Origin of the sequence: Enterobacter asburiae, assembly GCF_024599655.1 — a bacterium.
Taxonomy (GTDB): Bacteria; Pseudomonadota; Gammaproteobacteria; order Enterobacterales; family Enterobacteriaceae; genus Enterobacter; species Enterobacter asburiae_D.
Genome location: NZ_CP102247.1, coordinates 2,200,210 through 2,219,260, shown reverse-complemented (window position 1 = coordinate 2,219,260; position 19,051 = coordinate 2,200,210). Strand labels below are relative to the sequence as shown.

The 19,051-nt window shown below is 54.4% G+C and carries 16 protein-coding genes; 13 read left to right on the top strand and 3 right to left on the bottom strand.

Going from position 1 to position 19,051, the window contains the following annotated elements; genetic code table 11:
• Positions 1–10 precede the first annotated feature (10 nt).
• Positions 11–679: a phage shock protein PspA gene (gene pspA, locus NQ230_RS10455; protein WP_029740507.1), complete on the bottom strand. Its 669-nt coding sequence runs from the start codon at positions 677–679 to the stop codon at positions 11–13.
• A 166-nt stretch (positions 680–845) separates the two neighbouring features.
• Here pspA and pspF point away from each other — a divergent pair, with 166 nt between their 5' ends.
• From pspF to NQ230_RS10420, 7 genes are all read left to right on the top strand, one after another.
• A complete protein-coding gene (gene pspF, locus NQ230_RS10450) occupies positions 846–1,823 on the top strand; it encodes a phage shock protein operon transcriptional activator (protein ID WP_121423950.1) in 978 nt (325 codons plus the stop codon).
• Positions 1,824–1,911: 88 nt separating this feature from the next.
• A complete protein-coding gene (gene sapA, locus NQ230_RS10445; protein ID WP_257261063.1) occupies positions 1,912–3,552 on the top strand; it encodes an ABC transporter substrate-binding protein SapA in 1,641 nt (546 codons plus the stop codon).
• A complete protein-coding gene (gene sapB / locus NQ230_RS10440; RefSeq protein WP_257261061.1) occupies positions 3,549–4,514 on the top strand; it encodes a putrescine export ABC transporter permease SapB in 966 nt (321 codons plus the stop codon). The genes sapA and sapB overlap by 4 nt, the downstream gene beginning before the upstream one ends.
• Entirely contained in the window at positions 4,501–5,391 is an 891-nt protein-coding gene (sapC, locus tag NQ230_RS10435; RefSeq protein ID WP_032656751.1) for a putrescine export ABC transporter permease SapC, read from the top strand. Before sapB ends, sapC begins: the two co-directional genes overlap by 14 nt.
• Entirely contained in the window at positions 5,391–6,383 is a 993-nt protein-coding gene (sapD, locus tag NQ230_RS10430; protein WP_023335931.1) for a putrescine export ABC transporter ATP-binding protein SapD, read from the top strand. Before sapC ends, sapD begins: the two co-directional genes overlap by 1 nt.
• A 1-nt stretch (position 6,384) precedes the next feature.
• On the top strand, positions 6,385–7,191 hold the full coding sequence (gene sapF / locus NQ230_RS10425; protein WP_023312051.1) for a putrescine export ABC transporter ATP-binding protein SapF: 807 nt from the start codon (positions 6,385–6,387) through the stop codon (positions 7,189–7,191).
• A gap of 149 nt (positions 7,192–7,340) precedes the next feature.
• Positions 7,341–8,282, top strand: coding sequence for an ATP-grasp fold amidoligase family protein (locus NQ230_RS10420; RefSeq protein ID WP_257261058.1), 942 nt, complete (start codon positions 7,341–7,343; stop codon positions 8,280–8,282).
• Here NQ230_RS10420 and NQ230_RS10415 read toward each other — a convergent pair.
• Together NQ230_RS10415 and NQ230_RS10410 are read right to left on the bottom strand one after the other, a co-directional pair.
• A complete protein-coding gene (locus tag NQ230_RS10415; protein WP_213820854.1) occupies positions 8,263–9,327 on the bottom strand; it encodes an ATP-binding protein in 1,065 nt (354 codons plus the stop codon). The genes NQ230_RS10420 and NQ230_RS10415 overlap by 20 nt on opposite strands.
• Positions 9,324–10,028, bottom strand: coding sequence for a response regulator (locus NQ230_RS10410; RefSeq protein WP_121423960.1), 705 nt, complete (start codon positions 10,026–10,028; stop codon positions 9,324–9,326). The genes NQ230_RS10415 and NQ230_RS10410 overlap by 4 nt, the downstream gene beginning before the upstream one ends.
• A gap of 271 nt (positions 10,029–10,299) precedes the next feature.
• Here NQ230_RS10410 and crrC point away from each other — a divergent pair, with 271 nt between their 5' ends.
• The 6 genes from crrC to NQ230_RS10380 all read left to right on the top strand — a co-directional run bounded on the left by crrC (position 10,300) and on the right by NQ230_RS10380 (position 19,043).
• Entirely contained in the window at positions 10,300–10,686 is a 387-nt protein-coding gene (gene crrC / locus NQ230_RS10405) for a colistin resistant protein CrrC (protein WP_201283096.1), read from the top strand.
• Between the two features lie 123 nt (positions 10,687–10,809).
• Positions 10,810–11,721: an ABC transporter six-transmembrane domain-containing protein gene (locus NQ230_RS10400; RefSeq protein ID WP_121423961.1), complete on the top strand. Its 912-nt coding sequence runs from the start codon at positions 10,810–10,812 to the stop codon at positions 11,719–11,721.
• A 4-nt stretch (positions 11,722–11,725) separates the two neighbouring features.
• On the top strand, positions 11,726–14,821 hold the full coding sequence (locus NQ230_RS10395) for a multidrug efflux RND transporter permease subunit (protein WP_257261054.1): 3,096 nt from the start codon (positions 11,726–11,728) through the stop codon (positions 14,819–14,821).
• A 270-nt stretch (positions 14,822–15,091) separates the two neighbouring features.
• A complete protein-coding gene (fabI, locus tag NQ230_RS10390; protein WP_003856831.1) occupies positions 15,092–15,880 on the top strand; it encodes an enoyl-ACP reductase FabI in 789 nt (262 codons plus the stop codon).
• Between the two features lie 153 nt (positions 15,881–16,033).
• Positions 16,034–17,020, top strand: coding sequence for a CMD domain-containing protein (locus NQ230_RS10385; protein WP_257261052.1), 987 nt, complete (start codon positions 16,034–16,036; stop codon positions 17,018–17,020).
• A gap of 88 nt (positions 17,021–17,108) precedes the next feature.
• Entirely contained in the window at positions 17,109–19,043 is a 1,935-nt protein-coding gene (locus tag NQ230_RS10380) for an exoribonuclease II (protein WP_257261050.1), read from the top strand.
• Positions 19,044–19,051: the final 8 nt, after the last annotated feature.

Below are 19,051 nucleotides of genomic sequence, written 5' to 3'. Positions count from 1 at the left end.
GCAGGAATTATTATTGGTTGTCTTGCTTCATTTTGGCTTTCAGTGCCGCCAGCTGCTCGCTGATTTCATCATCGGCCTTCAGGTCGGCGAACTGTTGATCCAGCGACTTCTGCTTACCGATGCCGTGACTTTCGGCTTCGGCTTCCATATGGTCGATACGACGTTCAAACGATTCAAAACGCGCCATCGCTTCATCAAGCTTACCGCTGTCCAGCTGACGACGCACATCGCGGGAAGAGCTTGCCGCCTGGTGACGCAGAGTCAGCGCCTGCTGACGCGCGCGGGTTTCGCTCAGTTTGTTTTCAAGCTCACCAATCTCTTTCTTCATACGGGTGAGCGTGTCATCCACCAGCGTCACTTCATGCTCGAGCGTCGCGACCATATCGGCCAGCTTCTGTTTTTCGATCAGCGCCGCACGGGCCAGATCCTCTTTATCTTTGCGCAGCGCCAGTTCCGCTTTTTCCTGCCATTCGTTCAGCTGAGCGGTAGCTTGTTCAATACGACGCGTAAGCTGTTTTTTCTCCGCCAGCGCACGGGCGGAGGTAGAACGCACTTCAACTAGCGTGTCTTCCATCTCCTGAATCATCAGGCGTACCAGCTTCTGCGGATCTTCCGCTTTCTCAAGCAGTGAGTTGATGTTGGCGTTCACGATGTCGGCAAAACGAGAAAAAATACCCATAATCAAATCCTCATAGTTCTGTTATCGGGCTATGCCCTGCTGTACAGATAATACAAACATCATGCCAACTTTTTATCTTATTGATTTCACTGACACTGATTGATTTTCATGCAGTGAAGAACTATCCTTTCCTGGTGATTATCGCTAAGGAGTGGTTAATTTCATCATGCCTGGATACAAAGACAATTTACTTGGTGAAGCAAACAGTTTCCTTGAAGTGCTGGAACAGGTCTCTCGCCTGGCGCCGCTCAACAAACCGGTGCTGATCATCGGTGAACGCGGAACGGGGAAAGAGCTGATAGCCAACCGTCTGCACTATTTATCCGGGCGCTGGGACGGCCCCTTCATTTCCCTTAACTGCGCGGCACTGAATGAAAACCTGCTCGACACCGAGCTCTTTGGCCATGAGGCGGGTGCGTTTACCGGTGCCCAGAAGCGTCATCCCGGGCGCTTTGAGCGCGCCGACGGCGGTACGCTGTTTCTTGATGAACTGGCCACCGCGCCCATGCTGGTACAGGAAAAACTGCTGCGTGTGATTGAGTACGGCGAGCTGGAGCGCGTCGGCGGTAGCCAGCCGCTGCAGGTTAACGTGCGTCTGGTGTGCGCCACGAACGCCAACCTGCCGGAGATGGTGGCGGAGGAGAAATTCCGTGCCGACCTGCTTGACCGTCTGGCCTTTGACGTCGTTCAGCTTCCTCCGCTGCGCGAGCGCAAAAGCGACATCATGCTGCTGGCAGACCAGTTTGCGATTCAGATGTGCCGCGAGCTCGGACTGCCGCTGTTCCCCGGCTTCAGCGATTATGCACAGGAGACGCTGCTTGCTTACCACTGGCCGGGAAATATCCGCGAACTGAAAAACGTCGTGGAGCGTTCCGTCTATCGCCACGGCAGCAGCGAGACGGAGCTGGACAACATCATTATCGATCCTTTCCAGCGCAGCGTGCCGCCGCTGTCCGCACCAACGTCTTCAGGCGATCTCCCTACTCTCCCCCTTGATTTACGCCAGTTCCAGAACGACCAGGAGAAACAGCTGCTTGAGCAAAGCCTGAAGACGGCAAAATATAACCAGAAACGGGCGGCTGAACTGCTGGGTCTGACCTACCATCAGTTAAGGGCATTGCTTAAAAAGCATCAAATGCGCTGACAATATCAGCACTTACCCGCAGACATTTTTACGAAGCAGGCGTAAGTGCGATACACTTTGCAGATCGAACCTAAAAACCTTAAAAATTATGCGTCTGGTTTTATCGTCCTTTTTTGCACTCGGTCTGTTTAGCAGCCTGGTCTTTGCCGCGCCCGGGCTTACTCCGCAGCCTGACATTCGTGATAGCGGCTTCGTCTATTGCGTAAGCGGCCAGGTGGATACTTTCAACCCGCAAAAAGCGGGCAGCGGCCTGATCGTGGATACCCTGGCCGCACAGCTTTACGACCGTCTGCTTGATGTTGACCCGTACACCTATCGTCTGGTGCCTGAGCTTGCGGAAAGCTGGGAAGTGCTGGATAACGGCGCAACCTACCGTTTTCACCTGCGCGATGACGTCGCGTTTCAGCGCACACCGTGGTTTACCCCCACGCGCAAGCTGAACGCAGATGACGTGGTCTTCACCTTCCAGCGCATCTTTAACCGCAACCACCCGTGGCATAACGTTAACGGCAGCAACTTCCCCTATTTCGACAGCCTGCAGTTTGCCGACACCGTCAAGAGCGTGCGCAAGCTGGATAACCGCACGGTAGAATTTTCGCTGACGCGCCCGGATGCCTCCTTCCTCTGGCACCTGGCGACCCACTATGCGTCGGTCATGTCCGCTGAGTACGCCGCGAACCTGACGAAAAAGGATCGCCAGGAGTTACTCGATCGTCAGCCGGTCGGCACCGGTCCGTTCCAGCTGGCCGAATACCGCGCCGGGCAGTATATTCGCCTGCAGCGCCATGAGCATTTCTGGCGCGGCACCCCGCTGATGCCGCAGGTGGTGGTCGATCTCGGTTCAGGCGGAACGGGACGTCTGTCGAAACTGCTCACCGGGGAATGTGACGTGCTCGCCTGGCCCGCGGCCAGCCAGCTCACCATTCTGCGCGACGATCCGCGCCTGCGTCTGACGTTGCGCCCCGGCATGAATATCGCTTATCTGGCCTTTAACACCGATAAGCCGCCGTTGAATAACCCTGCCGTTCGTCATGCTCTGGCGCTGGCGATTAACAACCAGCGTTTGATGCAGTCGATCTACTACGGCACGGCGGAAACCGCCGCCTCAATTTTACCGCGCGCCTCGTGGGCCTATGACGGTGAAGCTAAAATTACGGAATACAATCCGGCAAAAGCGCGTGAACAGCTGAAGGCGCTGGGGGCGGAAAACCTCACGCTGCAGCTTTGGGTGCCAACCAGTTCCCAGGCGTGGAACCCGAGCCCGCTCAAGACCGCCGAACTGCTGCAGGCGGATATGGCGCAGGTGGGCGTGAAAGTGATCATCGTACCGGTTGAGGGCCGTTTCCAGGAGGCGCGCCTGATGGACATGAATCATGATTTAACCCTGACCGGCTGGGCGACCGACAGTAACGATCCGGACAGTTTCTTCCGGCCGCTGCTGAGCTGTGCGGCGATAAACTCGCAGACCAACTACGCCCACTGGTGTAACCGGGAGTTTGACGCCGTGTTGCAAAAAGCGCTGGCTTCCCAGCAGCTGGCCTCGCGCATCGACGCCTATGATGAAGCGCAGAAGATCCTCGCCCAGGAACTGCCGGTGCTGCCGCTGGCCTCTTCCCTGCGTCTTCAGGCCTATCGTTATGATATTAAAGGTCTGGTGCTGAGTCCGTTCGGCAACGCCTCGTTCGCCGGCGTGTCGCGTGAAAAAGAACAAGAGGTGAAAAAACCATGATTATTTTTACCTTACGTCGGCTCCTTTTGCTGCTGGTGACGCTCTTTTTCCTGAACTTTGTCGGCTTCAGCCTGAGCTATTTCACGCCTCACGCCCCGCTCCAGGGGTCGTCCCTGTGGGATGCCTGGCTCTTCTGGTTTAACGGGCTGCTGCACTGGGATTTCGGCGTGTCCAGCATTAACGGACAGCTGATTTCCGAGCAACTGAAAGAGGTGTTCCCGGCCACGATGGAGCTGTGCATTCTGGCCTTCGGCTTTGCCCTGATGGTTGGCATTCCCGTGGGGATGCTGGCCGGGATCTATCGCAACAAATGGCAGGATAAGTTTATCAGCGCCCTCGCCCTGTTCGGCTTCTCCATCCCGGTCTTCTGGCTGGCGCTGCTGCTGACGCTGTTCTTCTCGCTGACGATGGGCTGGCTGCCGGTTTCAGGTCGTTTTGACCTGCTCTATACGGTTAAAACGGTAACCGGTTTTGCCATCATTGACGCGTGGCTGTCCGATTCGGTGTGGCGCCATGAGATGATCGTCAGCGCCCTGCGCCATATGGTATTGCCGGTGCTGACCCTGGCGGTTGCGCCGACAACTGAAGTGATCCGCCTGATGCGCCTGAGCACCATTGAGGTATTTGACCAGAACTACGTCAAAGCCGCCGCCACGCGCGGGTTGTCACGCCTGACCATACTGCGCCGCAACGTCCTGCACAACGCGCTGCCGCCGGTTATTCCGCGTCTGGGATTACAGTTTTCCACCATGCTGACGCTGGCCATGATCACCGAGATGGTCTTTAGCTGGCCAGGCCTCGGGCGATGGCTGATTAACGCCATCCGCCAGCAGGACTACGCCGCGATTTCTGCGGGCGTGATGGTGATTGGTTCGCTGGTAATTATTGTTAACGTGTTGTCCGATATTCTGGGTGCCATGGCCAACCCATTGAAGCATAAGGAATGGTATGCCTTACGATAGCGTATACAGTGAAAAGCGCACGCCCGGTGTGCTGCGCACCGTGTGGCGTAAATTCTATGGTGATACCACGGCAATGATCGGCCTTTACGGCTGTGCCGGCCTGGTGTTGCTTTGCGTCTTTGGCTCGTGGTTTGCGCCGTACGGCATCGACCAGCAGTTCCTTGGCTATCAGTTGCTGCCGCCGTCCTGGTCGCGCTACGGCGAAGTCTCTTTCTTCCTGGGAACGGACGACCTTGGACGTGACGTGTTGAGCCGTCTGCTGAGCGGTGCAGCCCCGACGGTGGGCGGCGCATTTGTGGTGACGCTCGCGGCAACGATCTGTGGGCTGGCGCTTGGTATTTTTGCAGGATCCACGCACGGCCTGCGTTCGGCGGTGCTTAACCACATTCTGGATACGCTGCTGTCGATCCCGTCCCTGCTGCTGGCGATCATTGTTGTTGCCTTTGCCGGTCCGCATCTGTCGCATGCCATGTTCGCCGTCTGGCTGGCTATCCTGCCCCGCATCGTGCGCTCGGTTTACAGCATGGTGCATGATGAGCTGGAAAAAGAGTACGTCGTCGCAGCCCGTCTGGACGGCGCGACGACCTTCAACATTCTGTGGTTTGCCGTGCTGCCCAACATCGCCGCCGGACTGGTCACCGAGATCACCCGCGCCCTGTCGATGGCGATCCTGGACATCGCGGCACTCGGCTTCCTCGACCTCGGTGCACAGCTGCCGTCACCCGAATGGGGTGCGATGCTCGGCGACGCGCTGGAACTCATCTACGTGGCACCGTGGACGGTCATGCTGCCGGGTGCGGCCATTATGGTGAGCGTGCTGCTCATCAACCTGCTGGGCGACGGTATTCGCCGTGCAATTAACGCGGGGGTGCAATAATGCCGCTTCTTGATATTCGCAACCTCACCATCGAATTCAAAACCGGTGAAGGCTGGGTTAAAGCCGTCGATCGCATCAGCATCACCCTCGCGGAGGGTGAAATTCGCGGGCTGGTGGGGGAATCCGGCTCGGGAAAAAGCCTGATTGCCAAGGCTATCTGCGGCGTGGCGAAAGACAACTGGCGCGTGACCGCAGACCGTATGCGTTTTGATGATATCGATCTGCTGCGCCTCTCCCCCCGCGAGCGGCGTAAGCTGGTCGGACATAACGTCTCGATGATTTTCCAGGAACCGCAGTCCTGTCTCGATCCGTCCGAACGCGTGGGTAAGCAGCTCATGCAGAACATTCCCGGCTGGACCTATAAAGGCCGCTGGTGGCAACGCGTTGGCTGGCGCAAGCGTCGCGCCATTGAGCTTTTACACCGCGTTGGGATTAAAGATCACAAAGATGCGATGCGCAGCTTCCCTTATGAGCTGACCGACGGCGAATGTCAGAAAGTGATGATTGCCATCGCGCTGGCCAATCAGCCGCGTCTGCTGATTGCGGATGAACCGACGAATGCGATGGAACCCACCACGCAGGCGCAAATTTTCCGCCTGCTGTCGCGCCTCAACCAGAATAACAACACCACCATTTTGCTGATCAGCCATGACCTGCAAATGCTCAGCAAATGGGCGGATAAAATTGATGTGATGTATTGCGGGCAAACGGTCGAAACCGCGCCGAGTGAAGATCTGATTAACGCCCCGCATCATCCGTATACGCAGGCGCTCATCCGCGCCATTCCGGATTTTGGCAGCGCCATGCCGCATAAAAGCCGCCTGAATACCCTGCCGGGGGCGATCCCGCTGCTGGAATCCCTGCCGATAGGCTGTCGTCTGGGGCCGCGGTGCCCTTATGCTCAGCGTAAATGTATCGAGACGCCGCGCCTGACCGGTGCCAAAAATCATCTTTACGCCTGTCATTTCCCGCTGAACATGGAGAGAGAGTGAAATGGTCGAAACCTTACTGGAAGTTCGCAACCTGAGTAAGACCTTTCGCTACCGCACGGGGCTGTTTCATCGTCAAACTGTCGACGCGGTGAAGCCGCTGAGCTTTACGCTGCGTGAAAAACAGACCCTGGCGATCATCGGCGAGAACGGTTCCGGGAAATCCACCCTGGCGAAAATGCTCGCCGGCATGGTTGAACCGACTGCAGGCGAAGTGTTGATTGACGATCATCCTCTGACGTTCGGCGATTACTCTTTCCGCAGCCAGCGCATCCGCATGATCTTCCAGGATCCTTCTACCTCGCTTAATCCGCGCCAGCGTATTTCGCAGATCCTCGATTTTCCGCTGCGTCTGAACACCGACCTGGAGCCGGAGGCGCGCCGTAAGCGCGTATTTGAAACCCTGCGTATGGTTGGCCTGTTACCGGACCACGAAAGCTACTACCCGCATATGCTGGCCCCCGGCCAGAAACAGCGTCTGGGTCTGGCGCGTGCATTGATTTTGCGGCCAAAAGTGATCATTGCGGATGAAGCGCTTGCCTCGCTGGATATGTCGATGCGCTCACAGCTGATTAACCTGATGCTGGAATTGCAGGAAAAACAGGGGATCTCGTATATCTACGTCACCCAACATCTGGGAATGATGAAGCACATCAGCGATCAGGTGATGGTCATGCACCAGGGAGAAGTTGTCGAACGCGGCAGCACGGCGGATGTGATGGCCTCCCCACTTCATGAGCTGACGAAACGACTGATTGCCGGTCATTTCGGCGAAGCATTAACCGCCGATGCATGGCGCAAAGACCGTTAAAAAAAAGTTGCACTGTTCAATAAGGATTAAATAGCTTTTACACGCTGTTTAATCCTTTAACTTTTTCATCTCCACTCCTGCTCCATATTCTAAGCAAAATAAATCAACAGTTCTTCTTCAGAATATCCGGACATTACGGAGGAGAAGAAATGAACACCAGCACTTACGTTCTAAAATACACCGAGTATCTCATCAGAAAATGCCGCTCATTTTTAATGACGGACCTGCACTTTCATACTGTGAGGCTCAGGAAAACATCCGGGAAAACCCCTGACATTCAATCACCCACGACGTTGAGTGAAAAAATATGTCATCGTCTGGTTTATGACCATAATAACCTCTACACGATGCTCGCTGATAAACTCGCCGTTCGGGCATACGTTTCCTCCAGAACAACTCGCGTGAAAACGGTGCCATTAATTGGTGTGTATTCCCGGCCGTCGCAGATTGATTTTTCAGTACTCCCTGACAAATTCGTCCTTAAGTGCAACCATGACAGTGGCAGCACAATAATATGTACAAATAAAGCGCAATTTAATGTCGGGGAAGCGTGTAAAAAGCTGAGCCTCGCGTTAAAGAAAAATTTGTACTACACCACGCGCGAATGGCAATACAAAAACATTACGCCGAGTATACTTTGCGAGCCGTTTGTCGATCTCTTCGATGATGCTGACAGAAATACAACGCCCGAAATGCTGAGGATCCATTGCTTTCACGGCGTTGCCCACTATGTTGAAGCGGATTTTACGGATGATAACGGCAACGGTTTTATCAACGTTTATGACAGGCACTGGAACTTACAACCCTTCCAGATGGAATATCCGAATACTTCAGCAGATCCAGGCGAACCGGTCTTGTTCCGACAGGCATTGCTGGCGTCCCAGGAGCTGGCGGATGGAATTGACTACTGCCGCGTTGACCTGATGCTAAAGAAAGATGAAATCTTTTTCAGTGAAATAACCCTAAGCCCGAGACGCGGTAAACTGACGATTACCCCGCAGGAATGGGATGCTAAGTTAGGGAAAATATGGCATTTATCGCCGGCAGGCGCATTTGACCTGCCGCTGAAACTCACGAGTCGGGCCAGGTGAGCTTAAATATCGAGTGGTTTTGCGTCGATAAGGTATAGGTAACATCGCCACCATGAGCCAGCATGATGGCTTTTACCACCGACAAGCCCAAACCACAGCCTTCCGGGTTCACATGTCTGGCGCCATTATCGCGCTGAAAGGGCTGAAATAAGAAATCATGAAACTCCCTGGGGATGCCCGGTCCCCCGTCCTGAATAAGAATATAATTGCCTTTATCAGAAACGCCATTTTTCACGATGAGTTTGCGCGAGGTTGAATAGTGTAAGGCATTGTCAAATAAAACGGTCAGACACTGATTGATGCGTAACGGATCGAATACGCATTGCTGCTCCCTCAGTTCTGTATTGACGGTAAATGCCTTACGGTTGAACTCGGGCATGAATGTATCGAGTGCATCCTGTATTGTCCCTTTTAGATCCGTTCTTGACTGGCACAGCGTGTATCCCGCCCCGCCATTCGAACTGACAACCCGGAGATCTTCAATCAGACGGGTTAACCCTTCCGTCTGTTTGAGAAGATTATTAAACAGTACCGGGTCCGGGGTAAAAACACCGTCAACCAACCCCTGAAGCCGTCCGCGTAAAATCGTGACCGGCGTTCTCAGCTCATGCGCAATAGCGGCATTCCAGGATTTTCTCTGAATATCCAGGGTCTGTAATTTTTCCGCCATTTCATTGAAATCCGTCACAAGGTGATTGATTTCACCCAGCCGGGAACTGGCGCAAAATGCCCGTGCGTCCAGATCGCCCTGAGAAATCCTTTTCAGGCTGGACGCTACCGCGTTTAGCGGGGTGAGTATTCGGGATGACAGTTTGACCGTGAAAAAGAGGGCAATAATCATACTGATCGTAGTCGCGGTCCCAATCCACACCCAGTCCCACATCGTCATCTGCTCGTCATCGCCCGCAGCAGGGCCGCCCGGGAGGTGATCCAGAATAAAGGAGTAAAAAAACCAGGAGCCGAGTATGGCGATGGCAATTATCGTAAACGTCAGCAACAGCATATACGTTAAGATCTGACGACTCAGGACAGACTCTCTGTTCATTTCTTTTCCCCAAGCCGGTAGCCCATGCCTCTGATGCTCTCGGGAACACCGTAAAGGCCGGCAAGCTCCAGTTTTTTACGCAACTTGCTCATATGGCTGTCGACGGTTCTGTCGAGCGCGTCACCTTCCGGCAGACACGCGTTGAGTAACTCTTCGCGGGAACAGACCTTTCTCGGATATCGCATCAGCCAGGTAAGTAATTTAAATTCGGTCGTTGTTAATACCGGGGAGATAACCTCTTCTCCCACGGTGACTTCCACGTAGAAATCATCCGGATAGACCGTAATAAAGGGCGTTCTGAGCGGCAGGGAACCCGCCTGCTGAAGCGCAGTTTTTGTTCTGCGCAGCACCGCCTCAACCCGTGCGACAACCTCAGAAGGGTTGAAGGGTTTGATCACGTAATCATCCGCGCCCAGCCTCAGCCCCATGAGCTTATCGACATCCTGATCGAGAGCGGAAACCATAATGACCGGGACAGAACTTTCCTGACGAAGCGTGGTAAGTACGCTCCAGCCGTCACATACGGGCAGGTGAATGTCCAGCAATATGAGATCCGGTTTATGGAGTCGATTGAGCGTTATGGCCTGCTCGCCCTGCCTGGCTCTGAGCGTTTTCATTCCCGAACGCTCTAAGTAGCTCATCAGTATATCGGCGATTTCGTCTTCATCTTCAACAATAAGGATCAGCGTATTTTTGTGCATTTTATCTCCGTGGGTGAAATCCCTTTGAGCACGCTATCAGATATCTTTAGCACAATAAGACACAGCCTCCGCGAAAAAGTGCCGTGGTCACGAAAATTTCCTGGTTGATTTAAATGCCCGGTTATTTCTCCACACAGCCTACACATTCAGTCAATAAAGACTCGACAATGTCCGCTCATAATCGCTATTGAGGCATAGCCCTTTGTGCATTGCGCGTTGCAAATTACCACTGTTTCTTAAAGATTTTATGAAGTTGGCTGAAATAATGAACATGGAACTTTCAAAATATTTCTCTCCTAAAAAACTGGGCATATATTCCCTGTTTCTGCTGCTGTCTTGGGGATTACTTTATACCTGGCTGGTGCTGGTGCACAGAATGGATGAAAAAGTCGCCTCGACGCTGCTCTCTTCACCCATTATCTATGGCTGCATCGCATTGTCGGTGGTCTCTTTAATAATCCAAAATAAAGCTGGCGCGTTGACGGAGCTGCTTGTCATCGCCTTCTGGCTAATAGTGATTTTTGTCTATCTCATTATTACGTTCACCGTGCTGTTAAACGCGATACCCGATCTCGAGGATCTGGTCTTTTACTACGAGTGTTATTTGATCATTTTTTTTGGCGGAGCACCGCTGTACCTCATTATGAGAATGATTTGAGTCGCTGCTCCACACGTCCTCCATAAACCGCCCATGTCCGCTAAACAGGCTCGCGATAGACTCTCTATCTCACGCTTTTGCACAAAAATAACTCACTGAAAAGTCTGACACGACTTACCCATAATGATGAACCGTAATAATAATCTTCGTTCTTCTGAACCTGCCGGTGTGATGCACTCGCTTAAAAAACTCGCGATACGACACCGAAAAAAACTGGCTGTCACTTTCTTCCTGGTGGTGGCCGAAAACGTGACGTTTTTACTTTATCCCGTTCTGGCAGGCATCGCGATAAATGCCATCCTCGCAGGTGAGACGCTTAACGCCGCGCTGTATGGCCTGATGGTACTTTGTATGTGGTTCATCGGCGCGGCCAGACGCAGCATCGACACGCGCACGTTTGCACGCATTTATGCCGGACTCGCGGTATCCGTCGTCCTGGCACAGCGCAAATATCAGCTAAACCATTCGGCAATCGCCGCCAGAGTCACGCTCTCGCGCGAATATGTGGATTTCTTTGAAATGCACCTTCCCCTGCTGATTACATCGCTGAGCTCACTTTTTGGTGCCGCCATCATGTTGCTGTTTATTGAATTTTGGGCCGGCGTCATGTGCTTTGCGATTGTATTTATCCTGCTCGGATTTGTCTCCGGATATGCCCGTAAAAATGAATGGCTATTCATGCGCCTGAATAATCGGCTGGAAAAAGAAGTGGATTATGTTCATAAGGCTGGCACGGCGACCCTTCACCGACATTACGCCACGCTGGCGCGTTTACGTATCGCATTATCTGACCGCGAGGCGTGGGGCTATTTGTGGGTTGGCGTACTTGTTGCCGCGCTTTTTACACTGACCATCGTCTGGATGACGCGCTCAACCGGCATCACCGCCGGGCATATTTATTCCGTGATGACCTACATGTGGATGTTCGCGACGAGCCTCGATGACGCACCGCAGCTTCTTGAGAAATTTTCGCAGCTCAGGGATATCGGTAAACGCGTATCCACTGATGATGAAATTCACGTAACTGGACGTTAATTTAATGCCTCATTTTTTTATCGAACGCCCCGTTTTCGCCTGGGTAGTGGCGCTGTTTATCGTTCTGGCGGGACTTCTGTCTATTCCCCGTTTACCGGTTGCGCAGTATCCGGCGGTGGCACCGCCGGGAATCATTATTTCCGTCAGTTACCCGGGTGCCAGCCCCGATATCATGAATACGTCGGTGGTGTCGTTAATCGAGCGCGAAATCTCTGGAGTCGATAACTTGCTCTATTTCGAATCATCCAGTGACACAACCGGTTCGGCATCGATTACCGTCACGTTTAAACCGGGCACGGACATCAAGCTGGCGCAGATGGACCTGCAGAATCAGATTAAGATCGTCGAGCCTCGTCTGCCTCAGGCGGTAAGACAAAACGGCATTAACGTCGAGGCCGCTAACTCTGGCTTTTTGATGATGGTGGGGCTGAAGTCCACGACAGGTCAATTTGAGGAAGCTGATTTAAGTGACTATTTTGCCAGAAACGTCAGTGACGAGCTTCGCCGCGTGCCCGGCGTAGGGAAAGTTCAGCTGTTTGGTGGCGAAAAAGCGCTGCGCATCTGGCTGGATCCCATGAAGCTCCATAGCTATGGGCTTTCGGTAAGTGATGTTCTTACCGCCGTTGGCCAGCAAAATGCCCTGGTTTCGCCCGGTAAAACGGGAGATGAGCCCACAGCTGCAGGACAAGGGGTAACGTATCCCATCACCGTGAAGGGACAACTCTCCTCGGTCGAGGCGTTCAGGAATATCACCCTGAAATCTGACGCATCCGGCGCCCGCCTGAAACTGTCCGACATTGCACGGATTGAATCTGGCCTGCAAAGCTACGCCTTTGGTATTCGCGAAAATGGCGTGCCCGCAACGGCGGCGGCAATTCAGCTTTCGCCAGGCGCCAACGCAATGAGTACGGCTTCAGGCGTGCGCGCGCGCATCGACGAGCTTTCCCGGGTGTTACCCGACGGAATGACGTTTACGGTTCCCTTCGATACCGCGCCGTTTGTGAAACTTTCTATCGTGAAGGTTGTTCAGACATTTGTGGAAGCGATGGTCCTCGTCTTCCTGGTTATGCTGCTGTTTCTGCACAAGATACGCTGTACGCTTATCCCGGCGATTGTTGCTCCCGTCGCACTTCTTGGCACCTTCACGGTGATGCTGTTGAGCGGATACTCCATCAATATTCTGACGATGTTCGGCATGGTGCTGGCGATAGGGATTATCGTTGATGATGCCATTGTGGTCGTAGAAAACGTTGAACGGCTGATGGAGGAAAAAAGCCTGTCCCCGCGTGACGCCACGCGGCAAGCCATGCAGGAAATCACCCCGGCGATTATAGGGATCACGCTGGTGCTAACCGCCGTCTTTATCCCCATGGGGTTTGCCGAAGGATCCGTCGGGATTATCTACCGACAATTTTGTATTTCCATGGCGGTATCCATACTGCTGTCCGCGTTTCTTGCCCTGACGCTGACGCCCGCCCTGTGCGCAACGTTACTCAAGCCGCACAAGGCAGGAAAGAGCGGAAGTGGACGGTTCGCGGCCAGGTTTAACGCGCGCTTCCGTTCGCTCACCGTCTGTTACGAAGCCGGGCTGGGAGCCGTTCTGAAGCGAACCGGACGGATGCTGCTCCTGTACGTTGCGCTTTGCGCTGCGCTGTTTTTAGGATTGTCTTCGTTACCGTCGTCCTTTCTGCCGGACGAAGATCAGGGCTACTTTATGTCCTCAATCCAGCTGCCTTCTGATGCCACGATGCAGCGCACCCTCAACGTGGTTAAAAAATTTGAAGAGGAAATTGCGGCCCGGCCGGATATTGAAAGCAATATTATGATCCTGGGGTTTGGATTTTCAGGTTCAGGGCCGAATTCGGCTATGGCCTTCACCACGCTGAAGGACTGGAAAAACCGGCAGGGCTCGACGGCTCAGGATGAAGCCGACCATATACAGGCCAGCATGGCGAACGTCTCTGATGCCGTCACGATGAGCCTGCTCCCGCCGGCCATTTCGGATATGGGCACCTCCTCGGGGTTCACCTGGTACGTGCAGGACAGAGCGGGTCTGGGCTACGAGGCGTTAAAGCGCGCTGCCGACGCGCTGGTCCTGCAAGCCAATGAACGTCCTGAACTGAGTGACGTGTATATAGACGGTCTTCCGGAAGGAACAAGCCTTGCGCTCCAGGTGGACAGAGAAAAGGCGGAAGCGATGGGCGTCTCATTTGATGAAATCAACCAGACGCTCTCCGTCACCCTGGGCTCAAATTACGTCAATGACTATACGAATAGCGGCCGCGTTCAGCAGGTGATCATTCAGGCCGATGCGCCCTACCGAATGCAGCCTGAGCAGATACTGACGTTATCTGTGAAAAACCGGATGGGTCAGATGGTACCGGTATCGACGTTTGCCACGCTTTCCTGGAACGTTGCGCCGCAGCAGTTGACGCGTTACCAGGGATATTCTGCTATTCGCATTACCGGAAGTGCGGCCCCGGGAGAGTCCAGCGGCACCGCAATGAAGGTGATGGAGAGTTTGTCCCGAGATTTACCGCAGGGCATGGCGGGCGAGTGGGCCGGGAGTTCATTGCAGGAGCGAAAATCGGAGTCTCAGCTTCCGGGCCTTATCGTCCTGTCGATACTGGTCGTATTTATGGTTCTCGCCGCGCTGTATGAGAGCTGGTCTATTCCTTTTGCGGTCATGCTGGTGGTTCCGCTGGGCCTTATCGGCGCCGTGATAGCGGTGTCTGTTGCCGACATGACGAATGACGTTTTCTTTAAGGTCGGCCTGATCACGCTTATCGGCCTGTCGGCCAAGAACGCCATTTTGATTGTTGAATTTGCCAGGCAGCTCCATCGCGAAGGACAGCCCCTGCTGGCGGCAACCGTTCACGCCGCCAGCCAGCGCCTGCGCCCCATTCTGATGACCTCGTTAGCCTTCACTTTAGGGGTTGTTCCCTTGATGCTGGCCAGTGGTGCGAGCGACAGTACGCAGCACGCCATCGGTACCGGCGTATTTGGCGGCATGATCAGCGGTACGCTTCTCGCGATCTTCTTCGTACCGGTTTTCTTTATCGTCATTGCGCGTTTTGTCGACAACATCAGGAAAGCGTGAATACCCTGGTGGAATCGCGCTCCCTCTCTGGTTGGATGAGGTGAAGCTGTTGCCGGGTGATATACTGGACGAATGCTGAAATTTTGAGCCCCCGCGACTCCGCGGTGCATTCTTCGGGGCAAGCGTCTTCGGAGAAGTGCGAGAAATATCGTGACACAAGGGGCTGTGAGTGGGCTATAATTTCGAGCTAATTTCGAATGATTTTGAAATACTGCCTGTAACGCTATGAATTACAAGGCAAAATTAGCAATGAATATAAGGATTAAAGCTATGGGTTTTCTTTCCGGTAAGCGCATTCTGGTAACTGGCGTTGCCAGTAAACTGTCCATCGCATACGGCATCGCACAGGCAATGCATCGCGAAGGCGCTGAGCTGGCGTTCACCTACCAGAACGACAAGCTGAAAGGCCGTGTTGAAGAGTTTGCCGCGCAGCTGGGTTCCAGCATTGTTCTGGAATGTGACGTTGCACAAGACGAAAGCATCGACGGCATGTTTGCTGAACTGGCAAAAGCATGGCCGAAATTCGACGGTTTCGTTCACTCCATTGGCTTCGCTCCTGGCGACCAGCTGGACGGCGACTACGTGAACGCGGTTACCCGTGATGGCTTCAAAATCGCTCACGACATCAGCTCCTACAGCTTCGTGGCGATGGCGAAATCCTGCCGCGCGATGCTGAACCCGGGCGCAGCCCTGCTGACCCTGTCCTACCTGGGCGCTGAACGTGCTATCCCTAACTACAACGTTATGGGTCTGGCTAAAGCGTCTCTGGAAGCGAACGTACGCTACATGGCGAACGCAATGGGTCCTGAAGGCGTGCGCGTTAACGCCATCTCTGCAGGTCCTATCCGCACCCTGGCCGCTTCCGGTATTAAAGATTTCCGTAAAATGCTGGCACACTGCGAAGCGGTTACCCCGATTCGTCGTACCGTTACCATTGAAGATGTGGGTAACTCTGCAGCATTCCTGTGCTCTGACCTTTCCGCTGGTATCTCCGGCGAAGTGGTTCACGTTGACGGCGGCTTCAATATCGCTGCAATGAACGAGCTGGAAATTAAATAAGCTGTGGCTCTCTTCCCGCCCGGGAAGAGAGTTTTCCCCCCGCACCACCCCTTCGTTATTCCGTTCTGCTATTTGTTATCACCTAACAATATTTTTCCCTTTATCTGCCTTACGCCAGGATATTGATCGCCATTTTGAGATCAAGGAACGCACATGGAACAACGCCGTTTTTCCGGCAAAGGCCACTGGTATCACGAAACCCAGTCAAACCACGCGCAGACGGATGTTCTGCCTCTGGTGCCCGAAGCCGCTAACGTCGACGATCGTTTTTTGCTCGATTTAGCCCTGCCTGATGAGATTGTCGCCGCCTGTTCTGGCTGGCTTACCCCTGCCAGGGCCTTATGCCACCAGCTGTTTCCGCTCTCGATTCCCGTTAACCGCCTGCATACGCTCAGCGCTTACGATCGACTCAGCACCGCGCTAACGGTCGCACAGGCCTGCGGCGTTCAGCGGCTCTGTAACCATTACGCCGCCCTTCTCGCCCCGCTTCCCGGCCCGGACTCCTCACGCGAAAGCAACCGACGTCTGGCGCAAATTACGCAGTATGCCCGCCAGCTCGCCAGCTCCCCTGATGTCATTGATGATAAAGCGCAGAACCAGCTTGATGAAGTTGGCCTGTCAACGTATGACATTGTGGTGATAAACCAGATTATCGGGTTTATCGGGTTTCAGGCGCGCGTCGTCGCGATTTTTCAGGCGCTGTTGGGACACCCTGTACGCTGGCTGCCAGGCCATCATATTCAGCCGCACACGCTGCCTACGCGCCACGCCGCGTGGGTGCCGCTTTTGCCCGTCGTCGAGCTGCGCTATGCGAGTGCGCATCAGCTTGAATCGCTGTCTCGCTGGCAGGCAGAACCCGCGCTGGAGGCGCTGACGCCGGTCCTTTGCCATGAGCCGTCGCTGCTCGACCTGACCGGAGAGATCCTGTTAAACACCCGCGAAGCGATCCCGCTGACGTCCCCCGCACTTTCGGCTGCTGTCGAACTGCTGACACGCTCTCCGGACCGCTTCAGCGCCGCGCAGTTTACCCCTCTCATGGATCAAGGACTCTCCGGCGAACATGCCATCACGCTGCTTACCCAGAGTGCGTTTGACGGCTGGCTCAATCGTCTGAAAGTCGCGTTTGGTAAAGAGGAATAACCATACTAATTACCCAAAGACCGCTTGCTGAGACAGTGAGAATCGCGTAAAACTGTCAGCCGCTCAATGGCTACGAAAATAGAACATTATGTTTCAGGACAACCCGCTGCTAGCGCAGCTTAAACAGCAACTGCATTCCCAGACGCCGCGTGCAGAAGGGGTCGTAAAAGCCACGGAAAAGGGCTTTGGCTTCCTTGAGGTTGACGCGCAGAAAAGCTACTTCATTCCGCCACCGCAGATGAAGAAAGTGATGCATGGCGATCGCGTTATGGCTGTCATTCATACCGAGAAGGACCGAGAGTCTGCCGAGCCGGAAGAACTGATCGAACCGTTCCTGACCCGTTTTGTGGGTAAGGTGCAGGGAAAAAACGATCGTCTTTGTATCGTGCCGGATCATCCCCTGCTGAAAGATGCCATTCCCTGCCGCGCCGCCCGTGGCGTTGAGCATGATTTTAAAGAAGGTGACTGGGCCGTAGCAGAAATGCGCCGTCATCCTCTGAAAGGCGATCGCGGTTTTTATGCCGAGTTGACCCAGTTCATCACCTTTGGCGCAGACCATTTCGTACCATGGTGGGTCACGCTGGCACGCCACAATCTTGAAAAAGAAGCGCCGAACGGCGTCGCGACCGAGATGCAGGACGAAGGTCTGACGCGCCGCGATCTCACCTCGCTGGAGTTTGTCACCATCGACAGCGCCAGCACAGAAGATATGGATGACGCGCTGTACGCAGAAGAGAGCGCCGATGGCAAACTGCATCTGACCGTCGCCATTGCCGATCCAACCGCCTGGATTGGCGAAGGCAGCAAGCTGGATGACGCCGCGAAAATCCGTGCGTTCACCAACTATCTGCCGGGCTTCAACATTCCGATGCTGCCGCGCGAATTGTCAGACGATCTCTGCTCGCTGCGTCCAAACGAAGTGCGTCCGGTTCTTGCCTGCCGCATGACCATCGCCGCAGATGGGGCGATTGAAGACGATATCGAGTTCTTTGCCGCCACTATCGAATCGAAAGCCAAGCTGGCCTACGATAACGTCTCCGACTGGCTTGAAAATACCGGTAGCTGGAAACCTGAATCCGACGCCATTGCCGCGCAAATCCGTTTGCTGCATCGCATCTGCCTGAACCGTGGCGAGTGGCGTAAAACCCACGCGCTGGTGTTCAAAGACCGCCCGGACTATCGCTTTGTTCTGGGCGAGAAAGGCGAAGTGCTGGACATCGTGGCCGAACCGCGACGCATTGCGAACCGCATCGTTGAAGAGGCGATGATTTCCGCGAACATCTGTGCCGCACGCGTGCTGCGCGACAAGCTGGGCTTTGGCATTTACAACGTTCACACCGGGTTTGATCCGGCGAATACCGAAGCGCTGGCGGCCCTGCTGAAGAATCACGATGTGCACGTCGATCCGGAAGAAGTGCTGACGCTGCCGGGCTTCTGCAAGCTTCGCCGCGAACTGGACGCGCAGCCGTCGGGCTTCCTGGACAGCCGCATTCGCCGCTTCCAGTCCTTCGCTGAAATCAGTACCGAGCCGGGCCCGCACTTTGGTCTTGGCCTCGAAGCTTACGCCACCTGGACATCGCCGATCCGTAAGTATGGCGATATGGTTAACCACCGTCTGCTGAAAGCGATTATCAAAGGTGAAACCATTGCCCGTCCTCAGGAGGACACCACGCTGCAGATGGCCGATCGCCGCCGCCTGAACCGCATGGCGGAACGTGACGTTGGAGACTGGCTGTACGCACGCTTCCTGCAGGATAAAGCCGGTACGGATACCCGTTTCGCCGCAGAGATCATCGATATCAGCCGCGGGGGCATGCGCGTCCGCCTGGTCGATAACGGTGCTGTCGCGTTTATTCCTGCGCCGTTCCTGCATGCGGTTCGTGACGAAATGGTCTGTAGCCAGGAAAACGGTACCGTACAAATTAAAGGTGAAACAGTTTACAAAGTCACCGACGTGATTGACGTCACTATCGCCGAAGTTCGCATGGAAACCCGCAGTATTATCGCGCGTCCTGTCGCCTGATAACCGGT

Bases quoted from the DNA above. Each gene is read 5' to 3' on its own strand.
- pspA (WP_029740507.1), bottom strand. From the start codon at position 679: ATGGGTATTTTTTCTCGTTTTGCCGACATCGTGAACGCCAACATCAAC.
- pspF (WP_121423950.1), top strand. From the start codon at position 846: ATGCCTGGATACAAAGACAATTTACTTGGTGAAGCAAACAGTTTCCTT.
- sapA (WP_257261063.1), top strand. From the start codon at position 1,912: ATGCGTCTGGTTTTATCGTCCTTTTTTGCACTCGGTCTGTTTAGCAGC.
- sapB (WP_257261061.1), top strand. From the start codon at position 3,549: ATGATTATTTTTACCTTACGTCGGCTCCTTTTGCTGCTGGTGACGCTC.
- sapC (WP_032656751.1), top strand. From the start codon at position 4,501: ATGCCTTACGATAGCGTATACAGTGAAAAGCGCACGCCCGGTGTGCTG.
- sapD (WP_023335931.1), top strand. From the start codon at position 5,391: ATGCCGCTTCTTGATATTCGCAACCTCACCATCGAATTCAAAACCGGT.
- sapF (WP_023312051.1), top strand. From the start codon at position 6,385: ATGGTCGAAACCTTACTGGAAGTTCGCAACCTGAGTAAGACCTTTCGC.
- NQ230_RS10420 (WP_257261058.1), top strand. From the start codon at position 7,341: ATGAACACCAGCACTTACGTTCTAAAATACACCGAGTATCTCATCAGA.
- NQ230_RS10415 (WP_213820854.1), bottom strand. From the start codon at position 9,327: ATGAACAGAGAGTCTGTCCTGAGTCGTCAGATCTTAACGTATATGCTG.
- NQ230_RS10410 (WP_121423960.1), bottom strand. From the start codon at position 10,028: ATGCACAAAAATACGCTGATCCTTATTGTTGAAGATGAAGACGAAATC.
- crrC (WP_201283096.1), top strand. From the start codon at position 10,300: ATGGAACTTTCAAAATATTTCTCTCCTAAAAAACTGGGCATATATTCC.
- NQ230_RS10400 (WP_121423961.1), top strand. From the start codon at position 10,810: ATGATGAACCGTAATAATAATCTTCGTTCTTCTGAACCTGCCGGTGTG.
- NQ230_RS10395 (WP_257261054.1), top strand. From the start codon at position 11,726: ATGCCTCATTTTTTTATCGAACGCCCCGTTTTCGCCTGGGTAGTGGCG.
- fabI (WP_003856831.1), top strand. From the start codon at position 15,092: ATGGGTTTTCTTTCCGGTAAGCGCATTCTGGTAACTGGCGTTGCCAGT.
- NQ230_RS10385 (WP_257261052.1), top strand. From the start codon at position 16,034: ATGGAACAACGCCGTTTTTCCGGCAAAGGCCACTGGTATCACGAAACC.
- NQ230_RS10380 (WP_257261050.1), top strand. From the start codon at position 17,109: ATGTTTCAGGACAACCCGCTGCTAGCGCAGCTTAAACAGCAACTGCAT.